The 23,510-nt window shown below is 40.8% G+C and carries 25 protein-coding genes and 1 tRNA gene; 12 read left to right on the top strand and 14 right to left on the bottom strand.

The features are described 5' to 3' along the window. Positions 1–36 precede the first annotated feature (36 nt). The 9 genes from BC659_RS16180 to BC659_RS16140 form a co-directional block, all read right to left on the bottom strand. Positions 37–1,281, bottom strand: a complete 1,245-nt coding sequence (locus BC659_RS16180) for a GAF domain-containing sensor histidine kinase (RefSeq protein WP_133475629.1) — start codon at positions 1,279–1,281, stop codon at positions 37–39. Between the two features lie 21 nt (positions 1,282–1,302). Then, the gene (locus BC659_RS16175; protein WP_133475628.1) at positions 1,303–1,629 is read right to left on the bottom strand and encodes an antibiotic biosynthesis monooxygenase family protein; all 327 of its coding nucleotides are present in this window, start codon (positions 1,627–1,629) and stop codon (positions 1,303–1,305) included. Further along, positions 1,626–1,985, bottom strand: a complete 360-nt coding sequence (locus tag BC659_RS16170) for a cupin domain-containing protein (RefSeq protein ID WP_133475627.1) — start codon at positions 1,983–1,985, stop codon at positions 1,626–1,628. The genes BC659_RS16175 and BC659_RS16170 overlap by 4 nt, the downstream gene beginning before the upstream one ends. Beyond that, positions 1,978–2,580: a dephospho-CoA kinase gene (gene coaE / locus BC659_RS16165; protein ID WP_133475626.1), complete on the bottom strand. Its 603-nt coding sequence runs from the start codon at positions 2,578–2,580 to the stop codon at positions 1,978–1,980. The genes BC659_RS16170 and coaE overlap by 8 nt, the downstream gene beginning before the upstream one ends. 70 nt (positions 2,581–2,650) lie before the next feature. Further along, positions 2,651–2,986, bottom strand: coding sequence for a preprotein translocase subunit YajC (yajC, locus tag BC659_RS16160; RefSeq protein ID WP_133475625.1), 336 nt, complete (start codon positions 2,984–2,986; stop codon positions 2,651–2,653). Positions 2,987–3,011: 25 nt separating this feature from the next. Continuing rightward, positions 3,012–3,452 (bottom strand): DUF1573 domain-containing protein, encoded by a 441-nt coding sequence (locus BC659_RS16155; protein WP_133475624.1) that lies wholly within the window; start codon positions 3,450–3,452, stop codon positions 3,012–3,014. Between the two features lie 29 nt (positions 3,453–3,481). After that, on the bottom strand, positions 3,482–4,405 hold the full coding sequence (nusB, locus tag BC659_RS16150) for a transcription antitermination factor NusB (protein WP_133475623.1): 924 nt from the start codon (positions 4,403–4,405) through the stop codon (positions 3,482–3,484). A gap of 123 nt (positions 4,406–4,528) precedes the next feature. Then, entirely contained in the window at positions 4,529–4,996 is a 468-nt protein-coding gene (locus tag BC659_RS16145; protein WP_133475622.1) for a group I truncated hemoglobin, read from the bottom strand. Between the two features lie 36 nt (positions 4,997–5,032). Next, a complete protein-coding gene (locus BC659_RS16140) occupies positions 5,033–5,452 on the bottom strand; it encodes a hypothetical protein (RefSeq protein WP_133475621.1) in 420 nt (139 codons plus the stop codon). 268 nt (positions 5,453–5,720) lie between these two features. On the opposite strand from BC659_RS16140, the gene BC659_RS16135 reads away from it, so the two are divergent. Further along, positions 5,721–6,002 carry a co-chaperone GroES gene (locus BC659_RS16135; protein WP_133475620.1) on the top strand — a complete coding sequence of 94 codons (282 nt, stop codon included), beginning with the start codon at positions 5,721–5,723 and terminating at the stop codon, positions 6,000–6,002. Positions 6,003–6,125: 123 nt separating this feature from the next. Further along, the gene (gene groL, locus BC659_RS16130) at positions 6,126–7,760 is read left to right on the top strand and encodes a chaperonin GroEL (protein WP_133475619.1); all 1,635 of its coding nucleotides are present in this window, start codon (positions 6,126–6,128) and stop codon (positions 7,758–7,760) included. 142 nt (positions 7,761–7,902) lie between these two features. On the opposite strand, the gene BC659_RS16125 is transcribed toward groL, so the two are convergent. Genes BC659_RS16125 through BC659_RS16115 form a run of 3 tightly spaced genes read right to left on the bottom strand, consistent with a single transcriptional unit; the run spans position 7,903 to position 10,213 of the window. After that, positions 7,903–8,589 carry a lysoplasmalogenase family protein gene (locus BC659_RS16125; protein ID WP_133475618.1) on the bottom strand — a complete coding sequence of 229 codons (687 nt, stop codon included), beginning with the start codon at positions 8,587–8,589 and terminating at the stop codon, positions 7,903–7,905. A gap of 54 nt (positions 8,590–8,643) precedes the next feature. Further along, positions 8,644–9,321 (bottom strand): lysoplasmalogenase, encoded by a 678-nt coding sequence (locus tag BC659_RS16120; RefSeq protein WP_133475617.1) that lies wholly within the window; start codon positions 9,319–9,321, stop codon positions 8,644–8,646. Further along, positions 9,314–10,213 (bottom strand): SDR family oxidoreductase, encoded by a 900-nt coding sequence (locus BC659_RS16115; RefSeq protein ID WP_133475616.1) that lies wholly within the window; start codon positions 10,211–10,213, stop codon positions 9,314–9,316. The genes BC659_RS16120 and BC659_RS16115 overlap by 8 nt, the downstream gene beginning before the upstream one ends. A 110-nt stretch (positions 10,214–10,323) precedes the next feature. Here BC659_RS16115 and pfkA point away from each other — a divergent pair, with 110 nt between their 5' ends. The 5 genes from pfkA to BC659_RS16090 all read left to right on the top strand — a co-directional run bounded on the left by pfkA (position 10,324) and on the right by BC659_RS16090 (position 17,598). Then, positions 10,324–11,340: a 6-phosphofructokinase gene (gene pfkA / locus BC659_RS16110; RefSeq protein ID WP_246027155.1), complete on the top strand. Its 1,017-nt coding sequence runs from the start codon at positions 10,324–10,326 to the stop codon at positions 11,338–11,340. A gap of 58 nt (positions 11,341–11,398) precedes the next feature. After that, entirely contained in the window at positions 11,399–12,889 is a 1,491-nt protein-coding gene (pyk, locus tag BC659_RS16105) for a pyruvate kinase (protein ID WP_133475615.1), read from the top strand. A gap of 88 nt (positions 12,890–12,977) precedes the next feature. Continuing rightward, positions 12,978–14,828 carry a CocE/NonD family hydrolase gene (locus BC659_RS16100; RefSeq protein ID WP_133475614.1) on the top strand — a complete coding sequence of 617 codons (1,851 nt, stop codon included), beginning with the start codon at positions 12,978–12,980 and terminating at the stop codon, positions 14,826–14,828. A 151-nt stretch (positions 14,829–14,979) separates the two neighbouring features. Then, the gene (gene nagB, locus BC659_RS16095; RefSeq protein ID WP_133475613.1) at positions 14,980–16,887 is read left to right on the top strand and encodes a glucosamine-6-phosphate deaminase; all 1,908 of its coding nucleotides are present in this window, start codon (positions 14,980–14,982) and stop codon (positions 16,885–16,887) included. A 63-nt stretch (positions 16,888–16,950) separates the two neighbouring features. Continuing rightward, complete coding sequence (locus tag BC659_RS16090) at positions 16,951–17,598, top strand: phosphatase PAP2-related protein (protein WP_133475612.1); 648 nt, start codon at positions 16,951–16,953, stop codon at positions 17,596–17,598. On the opposite strand, the gene BC659_RS16085 is transcribed toward BC659_RS16090, so the two are convergent. Continuing rightward, positions 17,595–18,737, bottom strand: coding sequence for a BamA/TamA family outer membrane protein (locus BC659_RS16085; RefSeq protein WP_211340798.1), 1,143 nt, complete (start codon positions 18,735–18,737; stop codon positions 17,595–17,597). The genes BC659_RS16090 and BC659_RS16085 overlap by 4 nt on opposite strands. A gap of 98 nt (positions 18,738–18,835) precedes the next feature. Between BC659_RS16085 and BC659_RS16080 the strand changes: the two genes are divergently transcribed. The 5 genes from BC659_RS16080 to BC659_RS16060 all read left to right on the top strand — a co-directional run bounded on the left by BC659_RS16080 (position 18,836) and on the right by BC659_RS16060 (position 21,468). Next, complete coding sequence (locus BC659_RS16080; RefSeq protein WP_133475611.1) at positions 18,836–19,648, top strand: phytanoyl-CoA dioxygenase family protein; 813 nt, start codon at positions 18,836–18,838, stop codon at positions 19,646–19,648. A gap of 66 nt (positions 19,649–19,714) precedes the next feature. Then, complete coding sequence (locus BC659_RS16075; RefSeq protein ID WP_133475610.1) at positions 19,715–20,494, top strand: SDR family NAD(P)-dependent oxidoreductase; 780 nt, start codon at positions 19,715–19,717, stop codon at positions 20,492–20,494. A gap of 71 nt (positions 20,495–20,565) precedes the next feature. Beyond that, positions 20,566–20,639: transfer RNA gene (locus BC659_RS16070), tRNA-Arg, on the top strand. Positions 20,640–20,765: 126 nt separating this feature from the next. Then, the gene (locus BC659_RS16065) at positions 20,766–21,014 is read left to right on the top strand and encodes a GIY-YIG nuclease family protein (protein WP_133475609.1); all 249 of its coding nucleotides are present in this window, start codon (positions 20,766–20,768) and stop codon (positions 21,012–21,014) included. Between the two features lie 205 nt (positions 21,015–21,219). Then, positions 21,220–21,468: a GIY-YIG nuclease family protein gene (locus BC659_RS16060; protein WP_133475609.1), complete on the top strand. Its 249-nt coding sequence runs from the start codon at positions 21,220–21,222 to the stop codon at positions 21,466–21,468. Between the two features lie 220 nt (positions 21,469–21,688). Here the strand turns inward: BC659_RS16060 and BC659_RS16055 are convergent, their stop codons facing one another. Further along, on the bottom strand, positions 21,689–23,404 hold the full coding sequence (locus BC659_RS16055) for a M28 family peptidase (RefSeq protein WP_162847447.1): 1,716 nt from the start codon (positions 23,402–23,404) through the stop codon (positions 21,689–21,691). Between the last annotated feature and the right edge of the window lie 106 nt (positions 23,405–23,510).

Raw genomic sequence — 23,510 nt, 5'->3', positions numbered from 1 at the left:
AATATTTTTTTTTATTCACCATTGACCATTCACCATTCACGATTCACTACTCACTGCTACAGGTATGAATATACTTACCGTTGTTCCCTCGCCCTCTTTGCTTTGTACTTCAACATGCCCATTCATGGCTTCTGCGAATTCTTTGGTAAGAATAAGTCCAAGTCCACTCCCCTTTTCTTTATGGGTTCCTTCACGACTTTGACGTTTTGTGGGATTGAACAAGTGTTTTTGAACAGATTCGGGCATTCCACATCCTGAATCTGTTATGGAAATTTTCACCATCCCATTATCCATTTTCTCTGATGCGATTGATATAATGCCCTTACTGGTAAATTTATTGGCATTACCGATGATATTGCGAAGCATGAACCTGAGTGTATTTTCATCAGCCCATACTTTACAATCCTTGCTCACCCTGTTAATAAGCTTATTTTCCTTAATACTGGTAAAAGGTTGCAGGTCATTTAGAAGTCTTTCTGTGAGAACCCCTAAAGTGACCCTTTCCAGGCTCAGGCTTTCTTTTTTCAACAGAATACTTCCCCATTCAACCAGGTTGGTAAGCATACCCAGCGTTCCATCCAGTTGTTTATCCAGCAAATCCATCAGTTCCGTTATTTCAGCCTCTGTCAGTTTTTTTTCTTTGGTGAGTTCAATCATGGCTTTTACAGAAGCAACAGGTCCTCTTACATCGTGGGCAATAATGGAAATAATTTTATGCTGAATCGCTTTCGATTCTTCCAGTTTCTTTTTCTGTTCCTCAATCAGCTGGTTCCTGACAAGCTCTTCTTTATTTTTTAAACGCAGCTCAAATAATTTCATCACCTGATTACCAAGTGTACGCAAGGTGAATTTCTGTTCATCTGTAAGGCTTCTGGGAACATTATCTATCACACAAAGTGTTCCCAATGTATAACCTGCCGGACTCACCAGCGGGTATCCTGCATAAAATCTGATTTTGGGATCATCGAGTACAAGCGGATTATCATGAAAACGTTCATCTGTAAGTGCATCACTTACTTCCATGATATCAGATTGCAATATGGCATGCCCGCAAAAAGAAGTGTCTCGGGCGCCATCTGTATTATCAATACCAATTTTTGCTTTAAACCATTGCTTGTGTATGTCTAGTAGTGTAATGGTCGATATCGGTGTTTGACAAATGGATGATGCTAATTTCACAATCTGATCAAAGTCTTCCTCATACTGGGTGTGGAGTACTTCGTAACGCATGAGTTCCAATAAACGTTCCTGTTCATTGGGGGCTTGGGGGGCAAGGATCATATATTCAGAAGGGGATTATATTTACTCAACGTTTCTTTCGAAGCCATAATCTCTTTCTACTTTGCAAATTCTTGTTTTAAAGTATTTATACCAAATTTCTCTACCTAAATGCTGCGCTTCCAGATGCTCGGTATTGGCTTTCCAGTTTTTGATGGATTCAAGGCTATCCCAATAAGAAATAGTGATACCTAAACCATTTCTAACCGATTCAAAACCAAGACAACCAGGCTCCTGTAATGCCATTTCGCACATTTTTTCAGCCATGGCCTCATATCCATCTGTATATACGGTTAATTCGTTGGTAAAGATTACCGCGTAATAGGGTGGCTTTGGTGTTGCTGCAATCATAATCTGTCTAATCTATGTTTTGTGAATTCATTTTCTGTATTGCCTGTATTCAGGGTAGTTGCAGGCTCAAATAACATGACCCATACTTCTTCGTCCGCATTGGGTCTGTGTTCCACGCCTTTGGGAACCACCAGAAAATCACCTTCATGCAGGGTAATATTCTGATCTCTCATTTCCATCACAAAAGACCCCTTAACTACATAAAACAATTCATCTTCGTTGTCGTGATGATGCCAGGTAAAGGGCCCTTTGAATTTTACCAGTTTCACTTCCTGTCCGTTCAAAGCTCCAGCTACCGTGGGATTCCAGTATCCATTTACTTTTTCAAAAGCCTCTCTTACATTTACTTTATTCATAAAGGGGTTCTTTAGCTTCCTCTAAAAACCTTTCATGCAACTGTAAAACCTGTGGTATTACCAGGTGTTGATCATCATTTAACACCACATAATCACACAAACGCATTTTTATTTCCTCTTGGATCTGTCTTTGCATTCTATGCAAAACATCTTCTCTTGACACCTGATCTCTTTTCATCACACGATGTAAACGCACATGCTGAGGTGCATAAACACCTATGATATAATCCATACCATCGGCTGACCCTGCTTCAAAGAAAAGCGCAGCTTCTTTGATAATATAAGGTGCGTTCTGACGGATGGCCCATTCTTCTGCGGCCCTGATGGTAGCCGGATGTACGATGGCATTGAGTTTTTCGAGTTGGAAAGGATCCTGAAAAACAATATCAGCTATCAGTTTGCGGTTAAGCTTCCCTGCCTCGTAAGCCGATGAACCAAACAATGTCACTACCTCTTTTTGTAATTGTGCATCTGATTCCATCAGTTGCCTTGCATTGGCATCGGCATCAAACACAGGAATACCCAGTACCTGAAAGATACCCGCCACAGTAGATTTTCCACTGCCAATACCGCCGGTGAGACCAATTTTTAACACAAGCTAAAGATAAAACAAGAAGGTTCGGAAAGAGACTTCCCGAACCTTTATTTTCTTTTGATGAAGATGATTATTTCTTGTCTGAAGACTTATTAATCGCAGCACTCCATTCCATACTTACAGAAGATTTTTCAATCTTCAGGTAGCTGCCGGGACTTACTTCCAATTGAATGGTATTGTCTTCATTGATCTTATTGATCACACCGTGGATACCTGCAATGGTTACAATTTTATCGCCTTTTTGCATGTTATCCACGAATTTTTTCTGCTCTTTGGCTTTTTTCGCCTGTGGGCGGATCATAAATAACCAAAACACGAGAATGATGGCACCCATCATTACCAACTGTACCATTCCACCACCTTGTTGTCCGCCAGCTGCAAGTAATACTGAATTGAGATAAAACATTGTTATTTGTTTAAATGATAAATGACTAATTAACTTTTGCTTCTTTTACATGGCCTGTAAAGATAAGGTTGTGTTCGCTTCCATTACGGGTATTTGTATGCACCACCACTGTTTTTCTGGTATCTCCAGCCAGCGAGCGATTGGTATCGAATGCAGCCATCACCTCTCCTTCTGCACCTGGCGCCACTGCTTCTTTTGTATAACTCGGAACCGTACAGCCACATCCTGCTCTCACATTGGTAATAAAAAGGGGCTTATTACCCGTATTCTTAAACCTGAACTTCAGCTGTATTTTCTCACCCTGTGTAATGGTACCAAAATCCACCAGTGAATCCAGCCATTGTATGGTGGTGTAATTGGCAGTGTCTGCCAGATGAGAATCTGCCGCCGGTGCAGTTTTATCGGGCCCGGTACAGGCCATCATCCAGCTACTGACTATAAACACAATAACAACTATTCTTTTCATAAAAAAACTTGTTACTTGTTCCTCGTTACTTATTTCTTATATCCGATTTTTTGGATCTTGCCTGCTTCTGTCAGTTCTTTATGGATATTATCGAGAATACCATTCACAAACTGCCCACTTTGTTGTGTGCTATACTCTTTTGCAAGATCAATGTATTCATTGATGGTTACTTTTGTCGGAATGGTTTCAAAGTACAGCAATTCACAAACGCCCATTCTCATCAGTACCATATCTAACTGTGCTATTCTTTCAGCATCCCAGTTTTTTAATTTGGGTTTGATCAGTTCAGTAGCCTGCTCTTTTTTCTCAATACTTGTAATAAGTAATGATTTGGCAAACTGCCATTTTTCCTGACTCACCATTTCCTGCAGGTTATAACTGGCTGGCTTCTGAATATAATTCAGCATGAGCTGTTCCATCATCTCTGCATCGTCATCCCAGTTATTATAATGCTCTTCAATATGACTTGTGAATGACTCATTGGGAAGCATGAGATGGGTAAAAATGAGTTTAATAATTTCTCTTTCCTTATTCTTATCCCTACCCTCAACAGATATATATTCCTGATATTGAGTCGTTTCTGTAAGTTCATTGTAAACTTTCTGTACAAGATCCTTATCCAGTATTTTCTCAGGCAGATAGATTTCTATCGCTTTCTGGAAAGTGGCACTTTCCAGAATGATCCACAGGAGTTCATTACCTGCTATTTTAGTGTTTACGTTCAGGTCGGCATTGGTTGGCAGGTTACGTGAAGCACGTTTTACCGCATTGGTTTCCGCATAGCGGGCTACCTGTGTAATAAAATAAAGCAGGTAAACAAACAGGGATGTTGTTTGATCGAATTGCTTTTTTAATTCAACTTCCGGTTTCTGACGGGTCACACTTGTATCGGCAGCCTCTATCATATAGAGCAGCTGCATCACTTTCACACGAATATTTCTTCTACTGATCATCTGGTAAGAACTTGTTTGGAAGCGGCAAAGGTATTGTTTTCAGGCACCCGGTCAAAATGAAAAAACCCGTCCGGGAACGGACAGGTTTAACCTTGATACAACCTATAAATAATCCATTCCGGATTAAGGCTCAACAATGTCTGCTCTCATAGGCAGTAATACCCCGCCAATGGTATTCACATCTGCGTCACTTACATTGTTCTTTTTCAATGCCGCAACCAGGTCGTTTACCAATGCATTGAAATGCACATCTTTAATACCCAGCCCCACATGCGCCGCCTTCATAGACAAACCTGTATACTTTTCCGGTCCACCAACAGCCTGACCAATCTGGTTTACGAGGTTCATTTTAAGATCATCTACCCGCTCCTGGGATTTTGCGGTATTTGCAAAAAAACCGTTGATCACATTATCGGCTACTACAATGCCTATAAAGTCGTCCACTACTTTCTTTATACCGGCATTACTACCCAGCCTTTTGTACAATTCGCTCCCAGCGTTTGCAGGCGGTGCATCATCTTTTTTACATGCTGTAAACAGCATAGCAGCAGAAAGTGCTACAGCTGACATACGTAACAGACTTTTTTTCATTTTTTATTGATTTATTGGTTAGTGATGAAATGATATTTACTTACGAACATTCAGGGCATAGGTAATTTTCCTGAAAGCATGCAGATTTACCGGACATTCAGCTCTGGAATTCAGTGGTGCACGTTCAACAATAGATGTATTGTATGCTTTGGCGGCATCCAGTATAGCTGAACGATTGGTTACTCTTGGATCAATGGTTACGCATAATGTCTGGCTATTGAGGCTGACAATATTTGAATACACCCCTTTTTGTGTCATGAAGTAGTGGTCGATAGCAGCAGAATCTTTCCCCGTAAATCCCTCTGGAAAACGCATAACCACGATTTGCGTAGGATTCTCCATATAAACCCTTTCTCCCAAACTGGGCTCGCTCCAGTTGGCGTATATGAAAAGACTGGCAAACAGTACCAGAAACAGGATCAGGATTCCTTTTGTAATGCGTTTGATCAGTTTCATTTTATGACGTTTTAATGACATATACGGCAGATGGAATGGTTTGGATTGACCACCGACAATATTTTTCAGAAATCTCCTAAAATGAAAAATTGACACCAGAAACGGGAAACTTCCTGCATCTTTGCCGCCCGTTCTGACAGTGTTATAGAGGGATCAGGGTAAAAAATGGCATCAAAACTGAAATTTTGACCTATTGACCCCTAATGGCATAATTCTCGATGAAATAGAATCAGATTTTAAACCTTATTAAATTAAAAACCAATAACGTATGGCTAAGAAACTCAACGTTACTCCTCTGCATGACAGAGTAATTGTTAAGCCGGCCGCTGCTGAAGAAAAAACTGCCGGCGGAATTATCATCCCTGACACTGCAAAAGAAAAACCCCAACGTGGAACCATCGTAGCTGCCGGAACCGGTAAAAAAGATGAGCCCATGACCGTAAAAGTGGGCGATACGGTATTGTATGGCAAATATGCCGGTACAGAAATCCAGATCGAAGGTCAGGATCTACTGATTATGCGTGAAAGCGATCTGTTGGCAATCGTGTAATAATTTGAAAGTGTAGTAATTTGAAAATTTGAAAATGAATATACTTCAGCTTCAGATTTTCATAGTGACCTACACCACATATTTTCAAATTTCCAAATTTTCAAATTTTCAAATTGAATAAAAATGGCAAAACAAATATTCTTCGATATCGAAGCAAGAAATAAAATGAAAAAGGGTGTTGATACCCTGGCGAATGCTGTGAAAGTTACACTCGGCCCTAAAGGACGTAATGTAGTGATCGAGAAAAAATTCGGTGCCCCTTCTGTAACCAAAGATGGTGTTACTGTAGCAAAAGAAATTGAACTGGAAGATGCGATTGAGAATATGGGTGCACAAATGGTAAAAGAAGTAGCTTCTAAAACTGCTGATATTGCAGGTGATGGTACTACTACAGCAACCGTTCTGGCTCAGGCTATCATCGGCGAAGGACTGAAAAACGTGGCTGCAGGTGCCAATCCTATGGACCTGAAACGTGGTATCGACAAAGCTGTTGCCAAAGTGGTTGAGAACCTGAAAGCACAGTCGCAGGCTGTAGGTAACGATTCTAAGAAAATTGAACAGGTAGCTACCATCTCTGCCAACAGCGATAGCGAGATTGGCAAACTGATTGCTACTGCGATGGGTAAAGTAGGTAAAGAAGGTGTTATTACTGTTGAAGAAGCAAAAGGTACTGATACAACTGTAGATGTAGTAGAAGGTATGCAGTTCGATCGTGGTTACATTTCTCCTTACTTCGTTACCAACAGTGAGAAAATGGAAGCTGAATTACAGAATCCATATATCCTGATCTACGATAAGAAAATCAGCGCTATGAAAGACATTCTCCATATTCTGGAGAAAGTTGCACAGAGCGGCCGCCCATTGTTGATCATTGCAGAAGACTTAGAAGGTGAAGCACTCGCAACACTGGTGGTGAATAAATTACGTGGTACGCTGAAAGTGGCTGCTGTTAAAGCACCTGGTTTCGGTGACCGCAGAAAAGAAATGCTTACAGATATTGCCATCCTCACTGCAGGTACTGTAGTAAGTGAAGAGCAGGGCTTTAAATTAGAGAATGCTGATCTTTCTTATTTAGGTCAGGCTGCCTCTGTAACCATCGATAAAGATAACACAACTGTGGTAGGTGGTAAAGGTAAAAAAGCCGATATCGTTGCCCGTGTTAACCAGATCAAAGCACAGATTGAAAATACAACTTCCGATTACGATCGTGAGAAACTCCAGGAACGTCTGGCAAAATTGAGTGGTGGTGTTGCCGTATTGTATGTAGGTGCTGCTACTGAAGTGGAAATGAAAGAGAAGAAAGACCGTGTTGATGATGCGTTGCATGCGACACGTGCTGCTGTTGAAGAAGGTATTGTACCAGGCGGTGGTGTTGCCTATATCCGTGCAGTAGAATCACTGGAGAAACTGAAAGGCGCCAATGAAGATGAAGCAACCGGTATTCAGATCGTAAAAAGAGCGATCGAAGAGCCACTGCGTCAGATTGTAGCCAACAGCGGTATCGAAGGTTCAATCGTTGTACAGAAAATCAAAGAAGGCAAAGGCGATTTTGGTTTCAATGCCCGTACAGAAGTATTCGAAAACCTGTTGAAAGCAGGTGTTATTGATCCTACCAAGGTAAGCCGTGTGGCACTTGAGAATGCTGCTTCTATTGCTGCTATGCTCCTCACTACTGAGTGTGTAATTGCAGACAAACCAAAACCAGAAGCACCACACAGCCATGCAGGTGCTCCTGATATGGGTGGTATGGGTTACTAAGAACATATCTTATCAGCCGCTGGCTGATACACATAAGATCCCCGTTTCATTTGAATGAACGGGGATTTTTTTTACTCATTTCTATTAAAATCCGATGCCTCTTTTATCTGTAACAGATATCTTGTTTCCAAAAAAAGCAGGATTATGTTTTAATATGCTTACTCACTTCAGCCACTCCCCTGGCAAATAAATATTGTGCAATACCATAGGTAAGCATTACAGCTATATAAAGATTATGCCATAAAAGGTAAAACCTGTTCATCACCAGAATGGTATTGGATATAACAAATACAATGGCACCCGCAAAAAACAGCCAGCCGGTTTTCTTTAATTGAGAATGATAAGTTGTATTAATCGACAGAGCAGTTGTAATAGTTACAAAAAACATATAACACAAAACGGGCACCTGAAACTGTCGCAGCTTATCGCCCAGAAAAGAAAAAACAAGATAGCCGGCAATTGACAGTAATGCAATCACTAATAATGGCCGGATTATTTTCCGGAAAGAGAACCGTTGCAATTGCCAGAAAAAAACACTCATTAAGATTAGATTGATCATATAGGCAATCATTCCGGGCAGGAATAAAAGATCATCTATAATAACCAGCAACATGTCGCCAATAAAACCAAATAACATAGCGATCAGGTAAAAAATATTGATCCCGGCTAGAGCATCCTCTGTTTTCCTGGTAAAAAGATAGATGATCAAAGATGGAATAAGCAGTAGTTTACTGATGGCAACAAATGGTAGATGAAAAAAATGAAAGGTGCAATGAAGCAATAACAACACCCAGAATACGTGTAGTATATATTTTCGGATAAAATCCATGAATGTCAATGACAGTTTAGAAGCAATATGGGAAGCTAAAACATAATCTGCAAACTAAACTGAAAGTTCTGATGTTTTTTGAATTCCGCGAACAATAAAAAACTGAGCAAGGCCATAAGTAAGCATAACCAGTACTTCCAGTACAGGATGGTGCATGCGGAACATATTGATGGCCAGCAATGCATCACTGATAACAAATAAAAGTGCTCCGGGAATAAAAGTGTATGATACAATCGCTTTAACCTGCTGATTAGCATATGTATGCAATGCCAGTGCGGCCATACCACTAATGAACATCATATATACAAAAACAGGTATCAGGTACGAGCCGAGATCATTTCTCAGAAAGAAGAAAACCAGGCTGCTTACGATCAGTAAAGCCATGAATGGATACAGAAAATATCCCCGGTCTTTTGTAGTAACCGGATGAATTTTGAGGAACCCGAGGCTATAAGAAACATGTGTCATAACAAAAGCTGTCATGCCTGATAGAAAGAAAGCCGTACCCTCACCCAGCAATAGTATATCGCCCAGCCATGAAAAAAACAGCGCAATCAATGGCAGATAGCCGGCAGATGTAAATGAGCGGTTAACAATAAGATGCAATATGAGTAAGGGAACCAGCATTACTTTGGTAATGGTTCTGATCTGGTTCATTTCAACCTGAATACTAAAGCAATGCATCAACAACAGTAATAGAAATATAACAAGCAATATCTTTCTCTTACTCATCGGCTATTTTTTTTTGCAGACTTACTTGCACTGCTTCTTCAAAACTATGCGGTGCATAGCCAAGTTCCTGTATGGCTTTTTGAATTTGCAAGCCTGATTTTTTTGCCCGTATAACCGGTTCCGGAAATGTTGCCGATGTAACGGGAACAATCAGTTGTCGGTTCAAATCTAATACTTTCGCAACGGTTATAGCCATTTCATATGGAGACAAAATGTCTTTTCCTGCAAGGTGGTACACCCCTTGTTTTCTAAACATTAGTATTTGTAGTATTCCGTCGCATAAATCATTTACATAAGTAGGTGTACGTTGTTGGTCGGTAACTACCTGTATGGTTTCACCTGCTTCCAGTTTCTGCTGTACCCATTGAATAAAACTTGGCCGCATACCCTCCCTAATCCTGCCATATATAAATACAGGTCTGACGATAGTAGCGATAAGACCACTTTCCTGAACCAGTTTTTCTGCCATCAGTTTGGTTTCTCCATAAAAATTCAAAGGGCCTGGCTCATCATTTTCGGCATGAGGTCCATTTTCCCCGAAAATAAAATCGGTCGATAAATGAATAAAGTGTATTGGGAAGTGGCGGCTGGCTTCTAACAGGTAACGGGTAGCATCTACATTATTTTTTATGGCTGCATCGCGGTTTTTGTCACATTCATCAGGTTTGCTCATGGCAGCTGTATGAATAACAACATCCGGATTTACCTTTTCAAATACACGCAAAACTGAACGAACACTTGTTAGTTCTACATTGTGATAAATAAGGCGTTTATGAACAGCAATCCTTTGCGGTCCTCGCCCTAATGCATATACCTCAAACCCTTTATGCACAAGTGTTATACATAAGTGTTGCCCTGTAAAGCCGTTAGCACCTGTTACCAAGATTTTCATACAGCAAGTTTACTGAAATGTAATCAGATGTAACTATTGGCAATTGAACCCAAATGCTTATTTTTGAAACTCCGTGTAGTTGATACACATCGAGTTAGATTTAATACCAATTGCAAAAGAAAGAAGAACTGCCAAAAGAAATGTCTGATAAAAAAGTAACAAAAATAGGGGTACTCACATCAGGGGGAGATTCACCGGGAATGAACGCTGCGGTCAGAGCTGTTGTGAGAACAGGTAATTATCATGGTCTGGAAGTATATGGAATCATGAGGGGGTATAGCGGCATGATTGAAGATGATATTTTCCAGATGGATTCACGCTCAGTAGCCAATATCATACAGCGGGGCGGGACCATACTGAAAACAGCCAGAAGTAAGGATTTTTTTGAACCGGAAGGACGTGCCAAAGCTTACGAGAACCTCAAGAAAAGAGGCATTAACGGTTTGGTCATTATCGGAGGGGATGGCAGTTTCAGGGGAGCCCAGAAATTCAGTAACGAGTTTGATATTCCCTGCATAGGTTTACCAGGTACGATTGATAAAGATATTGCCGGAAGTGATTTTACCATTGGTTTTGATACGGCTGTAAATACAGCGGTAGAAGCCATTGATAAAATCAGGGATACCGCAGATGCCCACGATCGTTTATTCATTGTGGAAGTGATGGGTAGAGATGCCGGATATATTGCCTTACACAGTGGTATTGCCACAGGTGCCGAAAATATTCTGATCCCTGAAACCAAAACAGATATTGAAGAGCTAATCAGTTCACTTACAGAAAAAGAAAAAAGAAAAAAACTTGTCAACCTTATTGTGGTAGCCGAAGGAGACGAATATGGTGGGGCCAATGAAGTGGCTGAAATTATTAAAAAAAGACTACCCAATGCCGACACCAGGGTTTGTATACTTGGACATATTCAGAGAGGTGGCTCACCTACCTGTTTAGACAGGCTGATTGCAAGCCGGATGGGTTATCATGCAGTAGAATGCCTGCTTAACGGTCGCTTTAATGTTATGGTAGGTATACTCAACAATAAGATGAATTACATACCACTTGATAATGCCATTAAGGCAAAACAGAAAATTTCAGAAGACTGGCTGAAAATTGTTAAAATATTAGCAAGCTGATTGGTTAAACAAGCAATACCAATCACTGGATCGTAAACCAATAAACATCCCCTCTACAATGTCAAAAAACCTAGACAAGTACCTGCACAGGAACATGGATAAACAAGCAGGGCTGGAACACGTAAACCACAAAACCAAAATTGTTGCTACAGTTGGACCGGCCTGCGATAGCTATGAACAATTATTGGCATTGGTGAAAGCTGGCGTAAATGTGTTCAGATTAAACTTTTCACATGGCAGCCATGAAGATAAGCAGCGAATCATAGAACATATCCGCAACATCAACAAAACACAACCATATAATATTTCAATTCTGGGCGATTTACAGGGTCCGAAATTGCGGGTAGGTGAAATAGAAAACAATGCATTAGATGTTAAAGTAGGCGACATTCTCACTTTTACAAATGAAAAATGTATCGGTAATCTTGAAAAGATATATGTTTCCTATCCTAACCTGGCAGGTGATGTAGTGGTAGGAAACATCATCATGATTGATGATGGGAAAATTGAAGTAAAGGTTGTCAGCATTGAGAAAAACGGCGATGTCAAAGTAGTGGTAACACTGGGTGGCATTTTATCATCCAAAAAAGGTATTAACCTGCCCGATACTAAAATTTCCTTACCTGCACTAACAGAAAAGGATCTGATTGACCTTGATTTCATTATCGAACAGCAACTGGACTGGGTAGCATTAAGCTTTGTACGCAGTGTAAAAGATATTGTAATCCTCAGAAGTAAACTCACTGAGAAAAAAAGTAAAACAAAAATCATTGCAAAAATTGAAAAGCCGGAAGCACTGGTAAACATCCGTGACATCATCATAGAAAGTGATGGCATCATGGTAGCGCGTGGCGATCTGGGTGTTGAGTTACCGGTTGAACAGATTCCGCTTATTCAAAAAGAACTGATCCGCAAATGTATTCACCGAGCTAAACCTGTTATTGTGGCAACACAAATGATGGAAAGCATGATAGACAGGGTAAAACCCAACAGAAGTGAAATTACGGATGTAGCCAATGCTGTACTGGAAGGAGCTGATGCAGTGATGCTGAGTGGTGAAACTGCTGCTGGTAATCATCCGGCATTAGTGGTTGAAACCATGCGTAAGATTATTCTGGAAGTGGAAAAGAAAGAATATCGTTATAACCGTTCCGAAGACCTGAAGCCGCAACCACATTCTCCATCCTTCCATAGTGATGCCATCTGTTATAATGCCTGTAAAATATCGGAAGATGTTTCAGCACAGGCACTTGTTGGTATGACGCAGAGTGGTTATACAGCTTTTATGCTTAGCAGCTATAGGCCCTCTTCACCCCTGTATATCTTTACTAAGGAAAAATCACTTGTAAATCAATTGAGCCTTAGTTGGGGCGTTCGTGCATTTTATTATGCTGAAGAAGACAGTCTTGATGATATTATTTTCGATCAGATCAATATTCTGAAAGAAAGAGGATTCCTTAAAACTGGGGATGTGGTGGTAAATACGGGATCTACACCGGTTGACCAACACCTACCCACCAATATTATCAAGCTTACCAAAGTAGTGTAAGGAACATCCCTGATATATTTTGAACGTAAAAGATTCCCCATGGGAATCTTTTTTTATATTGTTTTCCCAATACTTAATATACGGCCATATGAAAAAAGTCTTTTTCATTTCTTTTCTTGTATTGATCATAAAAACCTATGCACAAACATCCGATTCTGCCTGGTTTGTAAACAACTATACAAAGAAAGAAGTGTACATTCCAATGCGCGATGGGGTAAAACTTTTTACAACCATCTATGCTCCCAAAAACGCAACGCAAAAGAATCCCATTCTCATGACGCGCACACCTTACTCCTGCGCCCCTTATGGTGAGAAAAATTATTCCGCTTTCTGGAACTCACCGAGAATGTATTTCATGAAAGAGAACTATATATATGTACAACAGGACGTAAGGGGTAGATGGATGAGTGAAGGTGTTTTTGAGGATATCAGACCCTATCAGCCCAATAAAAAAGAAAAAGAAACAGATGAGGCAAGTGATACTTATGATACCATTGACTGGTTGGTAAAAAACATTCAGGATAACAATGGGAATGTAGGAGTATTTGGTATTTCCTATCCCGGATTCTATTCAACCATGGCTGCACTAAGCAACCATCCGGCACTGAAAGCTGTGAGTCCACAGGCCCCTGTTACAGAATGGTTTTTAGGTGATGACTTTCACCATAATGGCGCGTTTATGCTGATGGATGGCTTTGCCTTTTACTCGGGATTCGGTAAACCCAGGCCCTTCCCTACAACGGTTGGTCCAAAGGGATTCGATTTTCCAACAAAAGACAACTATGAATTCTATTTACGCACCGGAGCGCTTCCCAATTTTACCAGATTAATGGGTGATACTATTCGTTTCTGGAAAGATTTGATGAACCACCCTACTTATGATAGCTGGTGGAAAGCACGGGATGCACGTGCCAACGTACAATCTATTTCACCTTCTATTGCAACACTGATAGTGGGGGGCCTCTATGATGCAGAAGACTGTTTCGGGGCTTGGAACCTTTATAAATCGATAGAGCAGAAAACAAAAAATAATAACAAAATTGTGATGGGGCCATGGTACCATGGTCAATGGGCCAGAAGTGATGGTAAAACCCTGGGGAATATTCAATGGGGCAGTAATACGAGCGAATGGTATGGAAAAAATATAGAGCTACCCTTCTTTAATTATTACCTGAAACAGAAAGGAAGTATTGATCATATTCAGGAAGCTACTATTTTCTTTTCAGGCTCAAACGAATGGAAGCATTTACCCAAATGGCCTGCAGACAATATTTCGTATGAAAGCTATGCTTTACGCAAAGGCGGATATTTATCAAAAGCCGTACCATTGATGGCTCCGCTGAGCAGTTGGAGCGAATATACCAGCGATCCTGCCAAACCTGTTCCGTATACCGAAGATGTGCATTTCGGAAGAACAAGAGAATATATGACAGATGACCAGCGTTTTGCAGCCAGAAGGCCAGATGTGTTGGTATTTCAGACAGAGGTACTGGAAAACGACCTCACGCTTGCAGGTCCTGTTGTTGCTGATCTGATGGTGGCATTGTCGGGTACAGATGCCGATTTCGTAGTAAAACTGATTGATGTATTTCCTGATAATTTTACATACGAAAAAGAAAACGGATATATCATGAATGGATACCAGATGCTTGTGCGGGGTGAAGTTATGCGTGGAAAATTCAGAAACAGTTTTGAAAAGCCTGAACCATTTGTACCCAATAAGCCTACCCGGGTAAAGTACAGTTTACCGGATGTGGCGCATACTTTCAAAAAAGGACATAAACTCATGATACAGGTTCAGAGCACTTGGTTTCCGTTGGTAGACCGTAACCCGCAACAGTTTATGGATATTTATCAGGCAAAGGACAGTGATTTTAAAAAAGCCTCCATCAGGATTTACCATAACGATTCAAGAATTGTTTTACCTGTTTTAAAATAGCCGCAGAAACTTGATCCGTCACCTAAAATACACGCATATTATTGCAAGAACATAAGAGAAAAATAGCAAAATTGGTACGTTAACGATTAATTATTGCGTTTTTTTGCGGTTTTTGTAAAGGATTCGGTGTATTTTCGTTAAATCAAAATCTATGTCAAACATGGTTGATTCCTTTGAGAAGATTCCGGTTAAAATTTATTCCTCGTCAAAAGACGGATCGAAATACGTGGCTGGAGAAATTGCAGCACTGATCCGCGAAAAACAGCAGAAAGGTGAAAAATGTGTATTGGGGCTGGCTACAGGCTCTACTCCTATCAGTATGTATGCCGAACTCGTTCGTATGCACAGGGAGGAAGGATTGAGTTTTGCCAACGTGATCAGTTTTAACCTGGATGAATATTACCCGATTGAAAAGGATGCATTCCAGAGTTACTGGAGTTTTATGCACAGACATCTTTTTGATCATGTTGATATAGATCCGAAAAATATTCATATACCCAGCGGACAATGGCCGAAAGATGAAATCAAAAAATATTGTGCCGAATATGATCAGATGATTGAAGAAGTGGGTGGTATTGATCTGCAGATACTGGGGATTGGTAAAAACGGACATATTGGTTTTAACGAACCTGGTTCAAGCATTCATTCAAAAACAAGACTGGTGAATCTGGATAACACTACCCGGATGGCCAATGCATATGAGTTTCAGAATATCTCTAAAGTACCAAGACTTGCTGTTACTATGGGCATCAGTGTTATCATGAAGGCCCGACGTATACTATTAATGGGCTGGGGAATGAAAGGAAAAATCATAGCCCTTTCAGTAGAAGCAGATGTAACAGAACAGGTACCTGCCAGTATTCTCCAGCAGCACGACAACTGTACTTTTGTAATTGATGAGGCAGCATCATCAGAACTCACACGTATTAAATCGCCCTGGCTTACTGGTGATTGTGAGTGGACACCTAAAATGATTAAGAGAGCTGTAATCAATCTGGCACTAAAACTGAATAAATCTGTATTAAGCCTCACAGAAATTGACTATAATGAAAATGGCCTGTCGGACCTGATTGTTGAAAAAGGTGAAGCCTATGAAATCAATCTGCAGGTATTTTATATGTTGAGAGACAGTCTCACAGGATGGCCAGGTGGGAAAGCCAATGCTGTTATACCGGCGCATCCGGAAAGAAGCAGCCCCTATCCTAAAAAGTGCCTGATCTTCTCACCTCACCCTGATGATGATATCATCAGCATGGGTGGTACCTTTATGCGTCTGCACGATCAGGGGCATGAAGTACATGTAGCTTACCAGACCAGCGGCAATATTGCAGTAGCAGATGAATTCGTAACAAGATTTATTGATTTTGCAGTTGGGTTTGAAGAAATGTTTGGTATCGATAACAAAAAAAGTCAGGATATTTTGCAATCGGCCAGGAGTTTTATTTCAGGCAAAAAGAAAAATCAGCGCGACACAAATGAAATCAGGGCTATTAAGGGATTGATTCGCCGATGCGAAGCCAAAGCTACTTGCAGGTATGTAGGCTTGACTGATGATCGTTGTCACTTTATGAACCTGCCTTTTTATGAAACAGGCACGGTAGAGAAAAACCCAATGGGTGAAGCGGATATTGAAATTACAATGGCCTTACTCCGAAAACTCCAGCCACAGCAGATTTATTGTGCCGGTGACCTGGCTGATCCGCATGGTACACACAAGGTTTGCCTGGACATTATTTTCGAAAGTCTTCGCCGTATAAAAGCTGCGGGTGATGAATGGATCAAAGATTGCTGGGTATGGTTATACAAAGGCGCATGGCAGGAATGGGATATTGCAGAAATTGAAATGGCTATTCCGATGAGTCCGGATCAGGTAATGAAAAAGCGTTTCGGCATATTTATCCATCAGTCACAAAAAGATATGGTGCCTTTTCAGGGAAGCGATAGCCGAGAATTCTGGCAACGTGCTGAAGACCGGAACGCAAATACAGCAAATCTTTATGCAGCTTTGGGCATGACAAAATATGCTGCTATGGAAGCTTTTGTAAGATGGCATTATTAATTCCTGTTAACCGTTGTTATAAAACCTCCGTTTTGAATAAAGCGGAGGTTTTATATTTGCCGGATGCAGGAATATACCCATAAGCAAATAAGCTATAAATCGCACTGGCAGGAAGCCTGGGGCAATCCTGTATTCAGAAGAAAATTTTCTATTGCTTCACTTGTATTGATTGTGATTGTTTTTTCTCTCCCGACTTTCTTTCATTATATTGAAAAACGGGAAGGCGCCACACTGCATGATCTGGTTTTACATGCCATCCCCCCTGCTGATGTTTCCGTACCGACTTTTCTGATTATATGGACAATCAGTGGTCTTGTTATTGTGCGAATGATACAACAACCATCGTTTGCCCTGCTGATGCTATCGGCTTTTACTTTATTGTGCATCGCACGTATGGTAAGTATAGCCATGGTTCCACTTGATCCACCGGCGGGTCTAATAAAACTGAACGACCCGATCACCAGCCTGATATATGGAGGAAAAGATAAATTTATGACCAAAGACCTCTTCTTTTCAGGTCATACCTCTAACATGTTTATCATGTGTCTTTGTTTGCCGAAAAAAACAGATAAGTATATCGCATTTGTAGCAACACTCGCAGTAGCTATACTGGTATTGGTGCAGCACGTACATTATACCATTGATGTATTGGCTGCATTTGTATTCACTTATATAGTCTACATGGTAAGTAAACTTGGCAGCTCCTATTAAAAAGCCTCGGCAAGCTGGAAATAAAACCCGCTGTTATTGCCCTTGCCAATTCCATAATCGATACGGAGGTTGAGTTTTTCAGAAGCATTTAATGCATACCTCATTCCACCGCCAAAAGAATATTTCAGGTTACTGAAATTAAGTTCCCCGATCTCATGCGCTACGTTTCCCATACCTGCAAATGCTACGATACCAAAGCGCTTATATATATGGCGGCGGTACTCCCCTTGTATTACAAATTGTTGTAAATCACGAAAACGTCCCTGATAGTAGCCACGCATGGTATTATCGCCACCAAAAGCTGCCTGACTACGTAGTGGCACCGATTTACCAATATTGCCAAATAGCCATGCCTGTGCTGCAAAAACAGCATCCTTACCCGCAGGCACATACTTTCGAATATCCACTACCAGATTGGTGTAGGGATACTGTGAACCTGTGAGGGGACTAAAATGGTTAAAATAAGTCTGTGCAAAAAAACCTTTATCAGGAGAAAATGCATGATTGCGGCTATCGTAGGTAAGACTCAAGCCAAGTCCGGAAACATGATAGTTTTGCCTGCCAGGCACCTGCTGCTGATCGAATAGTCCACCAGGCTTGTAACTGATGTTCCATACACGCTGGTATTCATATAATAGCCCAGCAAATAAACGTGGGGCTATTTTCTTCATCAAATGCAGGTAAATGTACATCTGTTTGAAAGAATAGTCTTCGACGCTGTTATCAGCCGTATTTTTACCCATCCCCCAGAATTTATCCGGGAAGGAACTGAAGGAAATCTGTTCGTTAAATATCCAGTTTTCATTACGCAGGTACTGGGTACCTCTGATAGAAGAAACCAACTGTTTTCTGAGGGAATACAATACCCCCATCTGAATGCTGGAAGTACGTGATAAGGTATCTTTAGCAGAGACCCTGAAAGTATAGGAGGCAGCACCTCCAAAAGCCCAACTGGTCTCTATAGAACGTGTCATAGCAGGAAAAATGACGAGTTTGGACTGACTGCGGGTAGAATCCTGGGCGATGACTGTGGAAAAAACAGGCAAAAGCAATGAATAAAGGCATAAACGCCTGATGCAACGTGTCATATAAATGCAAAATAAGCCGTTGGTACCATTATAAGTGCGAAATCTGGCCATAATTTACTTACTTTTGCTTGTTTCACAGACCCTGACACTTTACAATTTTGTAATAAATAATTAACATTACAGTTATATACTAAACGAACCGGATCAGAATGAAAAAATGGGACAGTCATTTTAAGCTTGGCGATACGGTAAGCCCCGAGCAACTGGATTTTTTTGACAAGCATGGTGTAATCGTGTTTCGCAACTTCCTTGATCAGGAAAAAGTAGCCACATATATCAGCGAATTAAAGCGACTGGAGAAACAGTGGCTGGATGAAAAGAAAGACAAGATCAACGGTATTCCGCTGAAATTCGGAAAAGATGATCAGGGTAATACTACCATTCAGCGTCTTTGCTTCAGCTCATTGTATAGTAATCCATTGCATGATCTTTTAGGTGATGAGCGTCTGAAAGCATTAACTGCATTTCTGCAGCCATATGAAGGACGTATTGCTGAGAATGAAAAAGATGGGTTGGTTATCAATAACTACATCAATACACCCAACAGTACTTTTACACAGATGGGTTGGCATACAGATAGCCCCCGGGATTTATTCATGGGACAAAAAATTATGCCCATGCTGAATGTGGGTATTCACCTCGATACCTGTTTATTCGAAAACGGTGGTTTACGGGTATTACCAGGTACACACAAACAGGGTATGTTTAAACTGCTCTTTGGCAAGAAGTATTTTATTGATAATAATGACGATCCGAGAGAAGTTGGATTTGATATTTACTCTGGTGATTTATCTGTTCACGACGGTCGTTTATGGCATCGTGTAAAGCAATCTCCGAAGTTTGGCGAAGAAAGCCGCAGAAGGGTTATGTATGTACCTATTGTAACCGGTAAATACAAACCCAAAGATGAAAACAGTAAAACACCTTTCTATCACAGGTTTACTGGAAAAGTGCACCACTAAGAACCATCAAAATCTTGATACCAAAAGGTCAACTACTGTTGACCTTTTTCATGCAAACCCTTTTTCATGACATACGCATTGATAACCGGGGCCAGTAAAGGGATCGGAAAAGCCATTGCAGAAGAACTGGCTTCCAGACGGGTAAATCTTTTATTGGTAGCCAGGGATACAGCATTACTGGAGGAACTGACCTCACAACTGAAACAGCAATACGCTATTCAGGCCGATTTCTTATCGCTTGATCTGGCAGTACCCAATGCTGCTGAAACCCTGAAAACATGGATTGAAAATCATCAGTATCAGATCAATATACTGGTAAACAATGCAGGCTATGGACTTAGTGGGGCTTTTACAGATTATACAATTGAAGAGCATAAAGCTATGATGCAGGTGAATATGACAGTGCCTGTTGAATTAACCGCCATGCTTTTACCACAATTGAAAAGAAACCAGCCATCTTACATACTAAATATTGCCAGCTCCGCTGCCTACCAGTCTGTACCCGGATTAACCACCTATGCAGCGAGTAAATCCTTTATACTGAGTTTTAGCCGGGGGTTAAGGTATGAACTCCGCAATAAAGGGGTATCAGTAACAGCAGTAAGTCCGGGTTCTACCGACACCGGATTTGCCAGCAGAGCCAAAGTGGGTGCCAAAGGCCTTCGTGCGGCCGAAAAAGTAAACATGACCCCCAAAGCGGTGGCAGGCATTGCAGTAAAAGCCATGTATGCAAAAAAGGCAGAAGTGATTACAGGGTTTATCAATCAGCTGGGTGCTTTTCTGGTATGGCTATTCCCCAAGAAACTGGCAGAAAAAACAGCTGCCGGCATTTACGAACTGGATTGATCAGGAAAAAACACCTTATAGTTTGTTAGTTATTGGTTGCAACCTTATATTTGCACCCCGATTGAGGGATTGGCCTCGTAGCTCAACTGAATAGAGCATCTGACTACGGATCAGAAGGTTTCAGGTTTGAATCCTGACGAGGTCACTAAAAAAGAGTTAACTACTATTGTTAACTCTTTTTTTATGTCGGCTACAATCGATTAACCTAAAATGAAAGAGCTAACAGCATTGCTATTATTTATCCATTTTCACAAATGCCAATTCTTTCATTATGTTTTATGCCTATGTTTTGTTCTCCCTCAACAAAGGAATTTACTACAAAGGTTCAACTGAAAATCTTGTGGTGAGAGTTCAGCAACATAATGATGGGTTGGTTGCATTTACCAGCAAATACAGACCCTGGAAAATTGTCTACTATGAAGTCTTTTCAACAAGAGCCGAAGCCTTGAAAAGAGAAAAATTCTTCAAATCTGGAAAAGGAAGAGAATGGCTAAAAAATACCCTTAATAATATCTCGTAGCTCAATCCGCCTGAGGCGGAAGCATCTGACTACGGATCAGAAGGTTTCAGGTTTTCCGCCGCGGCGGATGACGAGGTCACAAAAAAAGAGTTAACTACTATCGTTAACTCTTTTTTTATGTCGGCTACAATCGATCAACCTAAAATGAAAGAGCTAACAGCATTGCTATTATTCATCCATTTTCACAAATGCCAATTCTTTCATTATGTTTTATGCCTATGTTTTGTTCTCCCTCAACAAAGGAATTTACTACAAAGGTTCAACTGAAAATCTTGTGGTGAGAGTTCAGCAACATAATGATGGGTTGGTTGCATTTACCAGCAAATACAGACCCTGGAAAATTGTCTACTATGAAGTCTTTTCAACAAGAGCCGAAGCCTTGAAAAGAGAAAAATTCTTCAAATCTGGAAAAGGAAGAGAATGGCTAAAAAATACCCTTAATAATATCTCGTAGCTCAATCCGCCTGAGGCGGAAGCATCTGACTACGGATCAGAAGGTTTCAGGTTTTCCGCCGCGGCGGATGACGAGGTCACTAAAAAGAGTTAACTACTATCGTTAACTCTTTTTTTATGTCTGAAATTAATCTGTTTGGTTTTTGTGTTAAATAAATAGTTGCATCTATCAGAACGCAGATTTTTTTCACCAATACCTCCTGCTATAAAAGACCTACCTTCTATTTAAACAGGCTTATTATTTCTTTACGTTTATCATCAACTACTTTTTGAGCATCCGAAATCAGAGTTAGCGTTTCCATTTGGGTACAGGGAATTTCTGCCATTTTCCCCAACGCATCCATATAAAACTTGGCCCATACTTCAAGTATATGTATTTCCGTTTCTTTATTACCTCCTTTTTCTATTGCCGTTTTACTTAATGCTGCTTCTATGGCTAATCTCTTCAGTGCCGACTGTTTATATTCTTCAATTAAATAGTGAACGAGTTTTTCATTATTGGCAGTAAGCGTAAACGCTGCGGCCAATGCAGATACGCCTACATTTTTCATTTCCCAGGCAGACACTTTATCAATCCGGTCAGCGTCTGTATGATAAAAAACATCGGTAAAATGCCATAGCAGTAATCCCGGTATTTTCGCATTCAGGAAGGGGGTATGATCTGAACCTCCTTCAAATGGATTTGTTTTCACCACCCAGCCATTGGTAGCAGCCTGATCCAAACAGCGGCTCAGCATAAAATCATTAAAATAATGCGGCACAATAGCAGATTCCGGCAAGGGTCTTCCACCCCATTCCGTATGTTTCTCATCACCTCTTGTCCATACAGCCGATGGATCAGGCATTTTTTCGATAAGAAAAGTACCACCCGTTTTTTGTGTATCTTCTCCTACCATATCAAGACTCATGCCCCATTTTATTCCTTTAGCTCTTATGGAATCTTCAACGATATACCTTCGGGTTGAACTGATTTCATCGCCCCATAAGAAACTAATACTACGCTGCGGCAGAACAGTTTTGCTTTTATAAAGCTGAGCCGCTACACTGGCCATTTCAACCAGGGTGCCCACACCGGAAGCATTATCATTGGCTCCTGGTTCCTGCACATGTGCAGAAAATACAAAACGCTCCTCTGCTTTTTCGCTGCCTTTGATATCGGCTACAAGCGTGAGTTCTTCAGCCTGATATGATTTTGCCTCAATCTTCACACGCAGTCGTACCGGCCCTTTGGAAACTAATTCCTTTAAACGATTTCTGGCACTGGTTGATAATACAATGCCAAACCCCTGCTTTTTGCTACTGTCTACCTGAGCAATAGAAGAGAATTGAATGGAGTTGGGATGTTTATCAGGCTGGGTATAAGCAGGAACCGAATAACCCATTACCCCTGCAACATTTTTTCCGGCCATAGCCCTGTCAACCTGTGAAACAGGCTGCTCTGAAAAAATAATCTTACCCTCCAGTTGTTGTGTAGCAAGTGCATCTGCAGAAGTTTTGGGTAAATACAACAATTCAGCTTCAATACCGTCTGATGGCGTAGAGGCAGAATTAATAGCCAGCATATTTCTATTGGTACGAAATGAAAGAAGCGGTTCTTTTTCCCCTACAATTTCAACAACGGCATCTACAGGTTCCCATGTTTTCCGCCTCATAGGCCTTTTCTCAATCCGGTAAGTCAGCCTATCACCTGATTTAGCTGCGGCTTCATTGATGTATCCAGCTTTTTTCAGCAGATTTTCGACATAGTAAATACTTTCATCAAAGCCTTTATTACCCGGCAAGCGCCAGCGCTGTTCTACATATGATACCGTTTTAAAAGCTTCCTGTTCCTTAAACAGCAACCGAACCTGTTCATAATATTTCCTGAGTGTAGGATCTGCCTGTGCTGATACACCAGCAACTGAAAAAATGAAAAAAAATATGAATAGTATACGCATAGTCATGGGGTCAATGGTCAATGGTCAATGGTCAATGGTCAATGGTCAATGGTCAATGGTCAATGGTCAATGGTCAATGGTCAATGGTCAATGGTCAATGGTCAAT

This window comes from Sediminibacterium goheungense, assembly GCF_004361915.1.
GTDB classification, from domain to species: Bacteria; Bacteroidota; Bacteroidia; order Chitinophagales; family Chitinophagaceae; genus Sediminibacterium; species Sediminibacterium goheungense.
The sequence above is the reverse complement of the archived record's forward strand: the minus strand, read 5'-3'. Positions and strand labels throughout refer to the sequence as shown.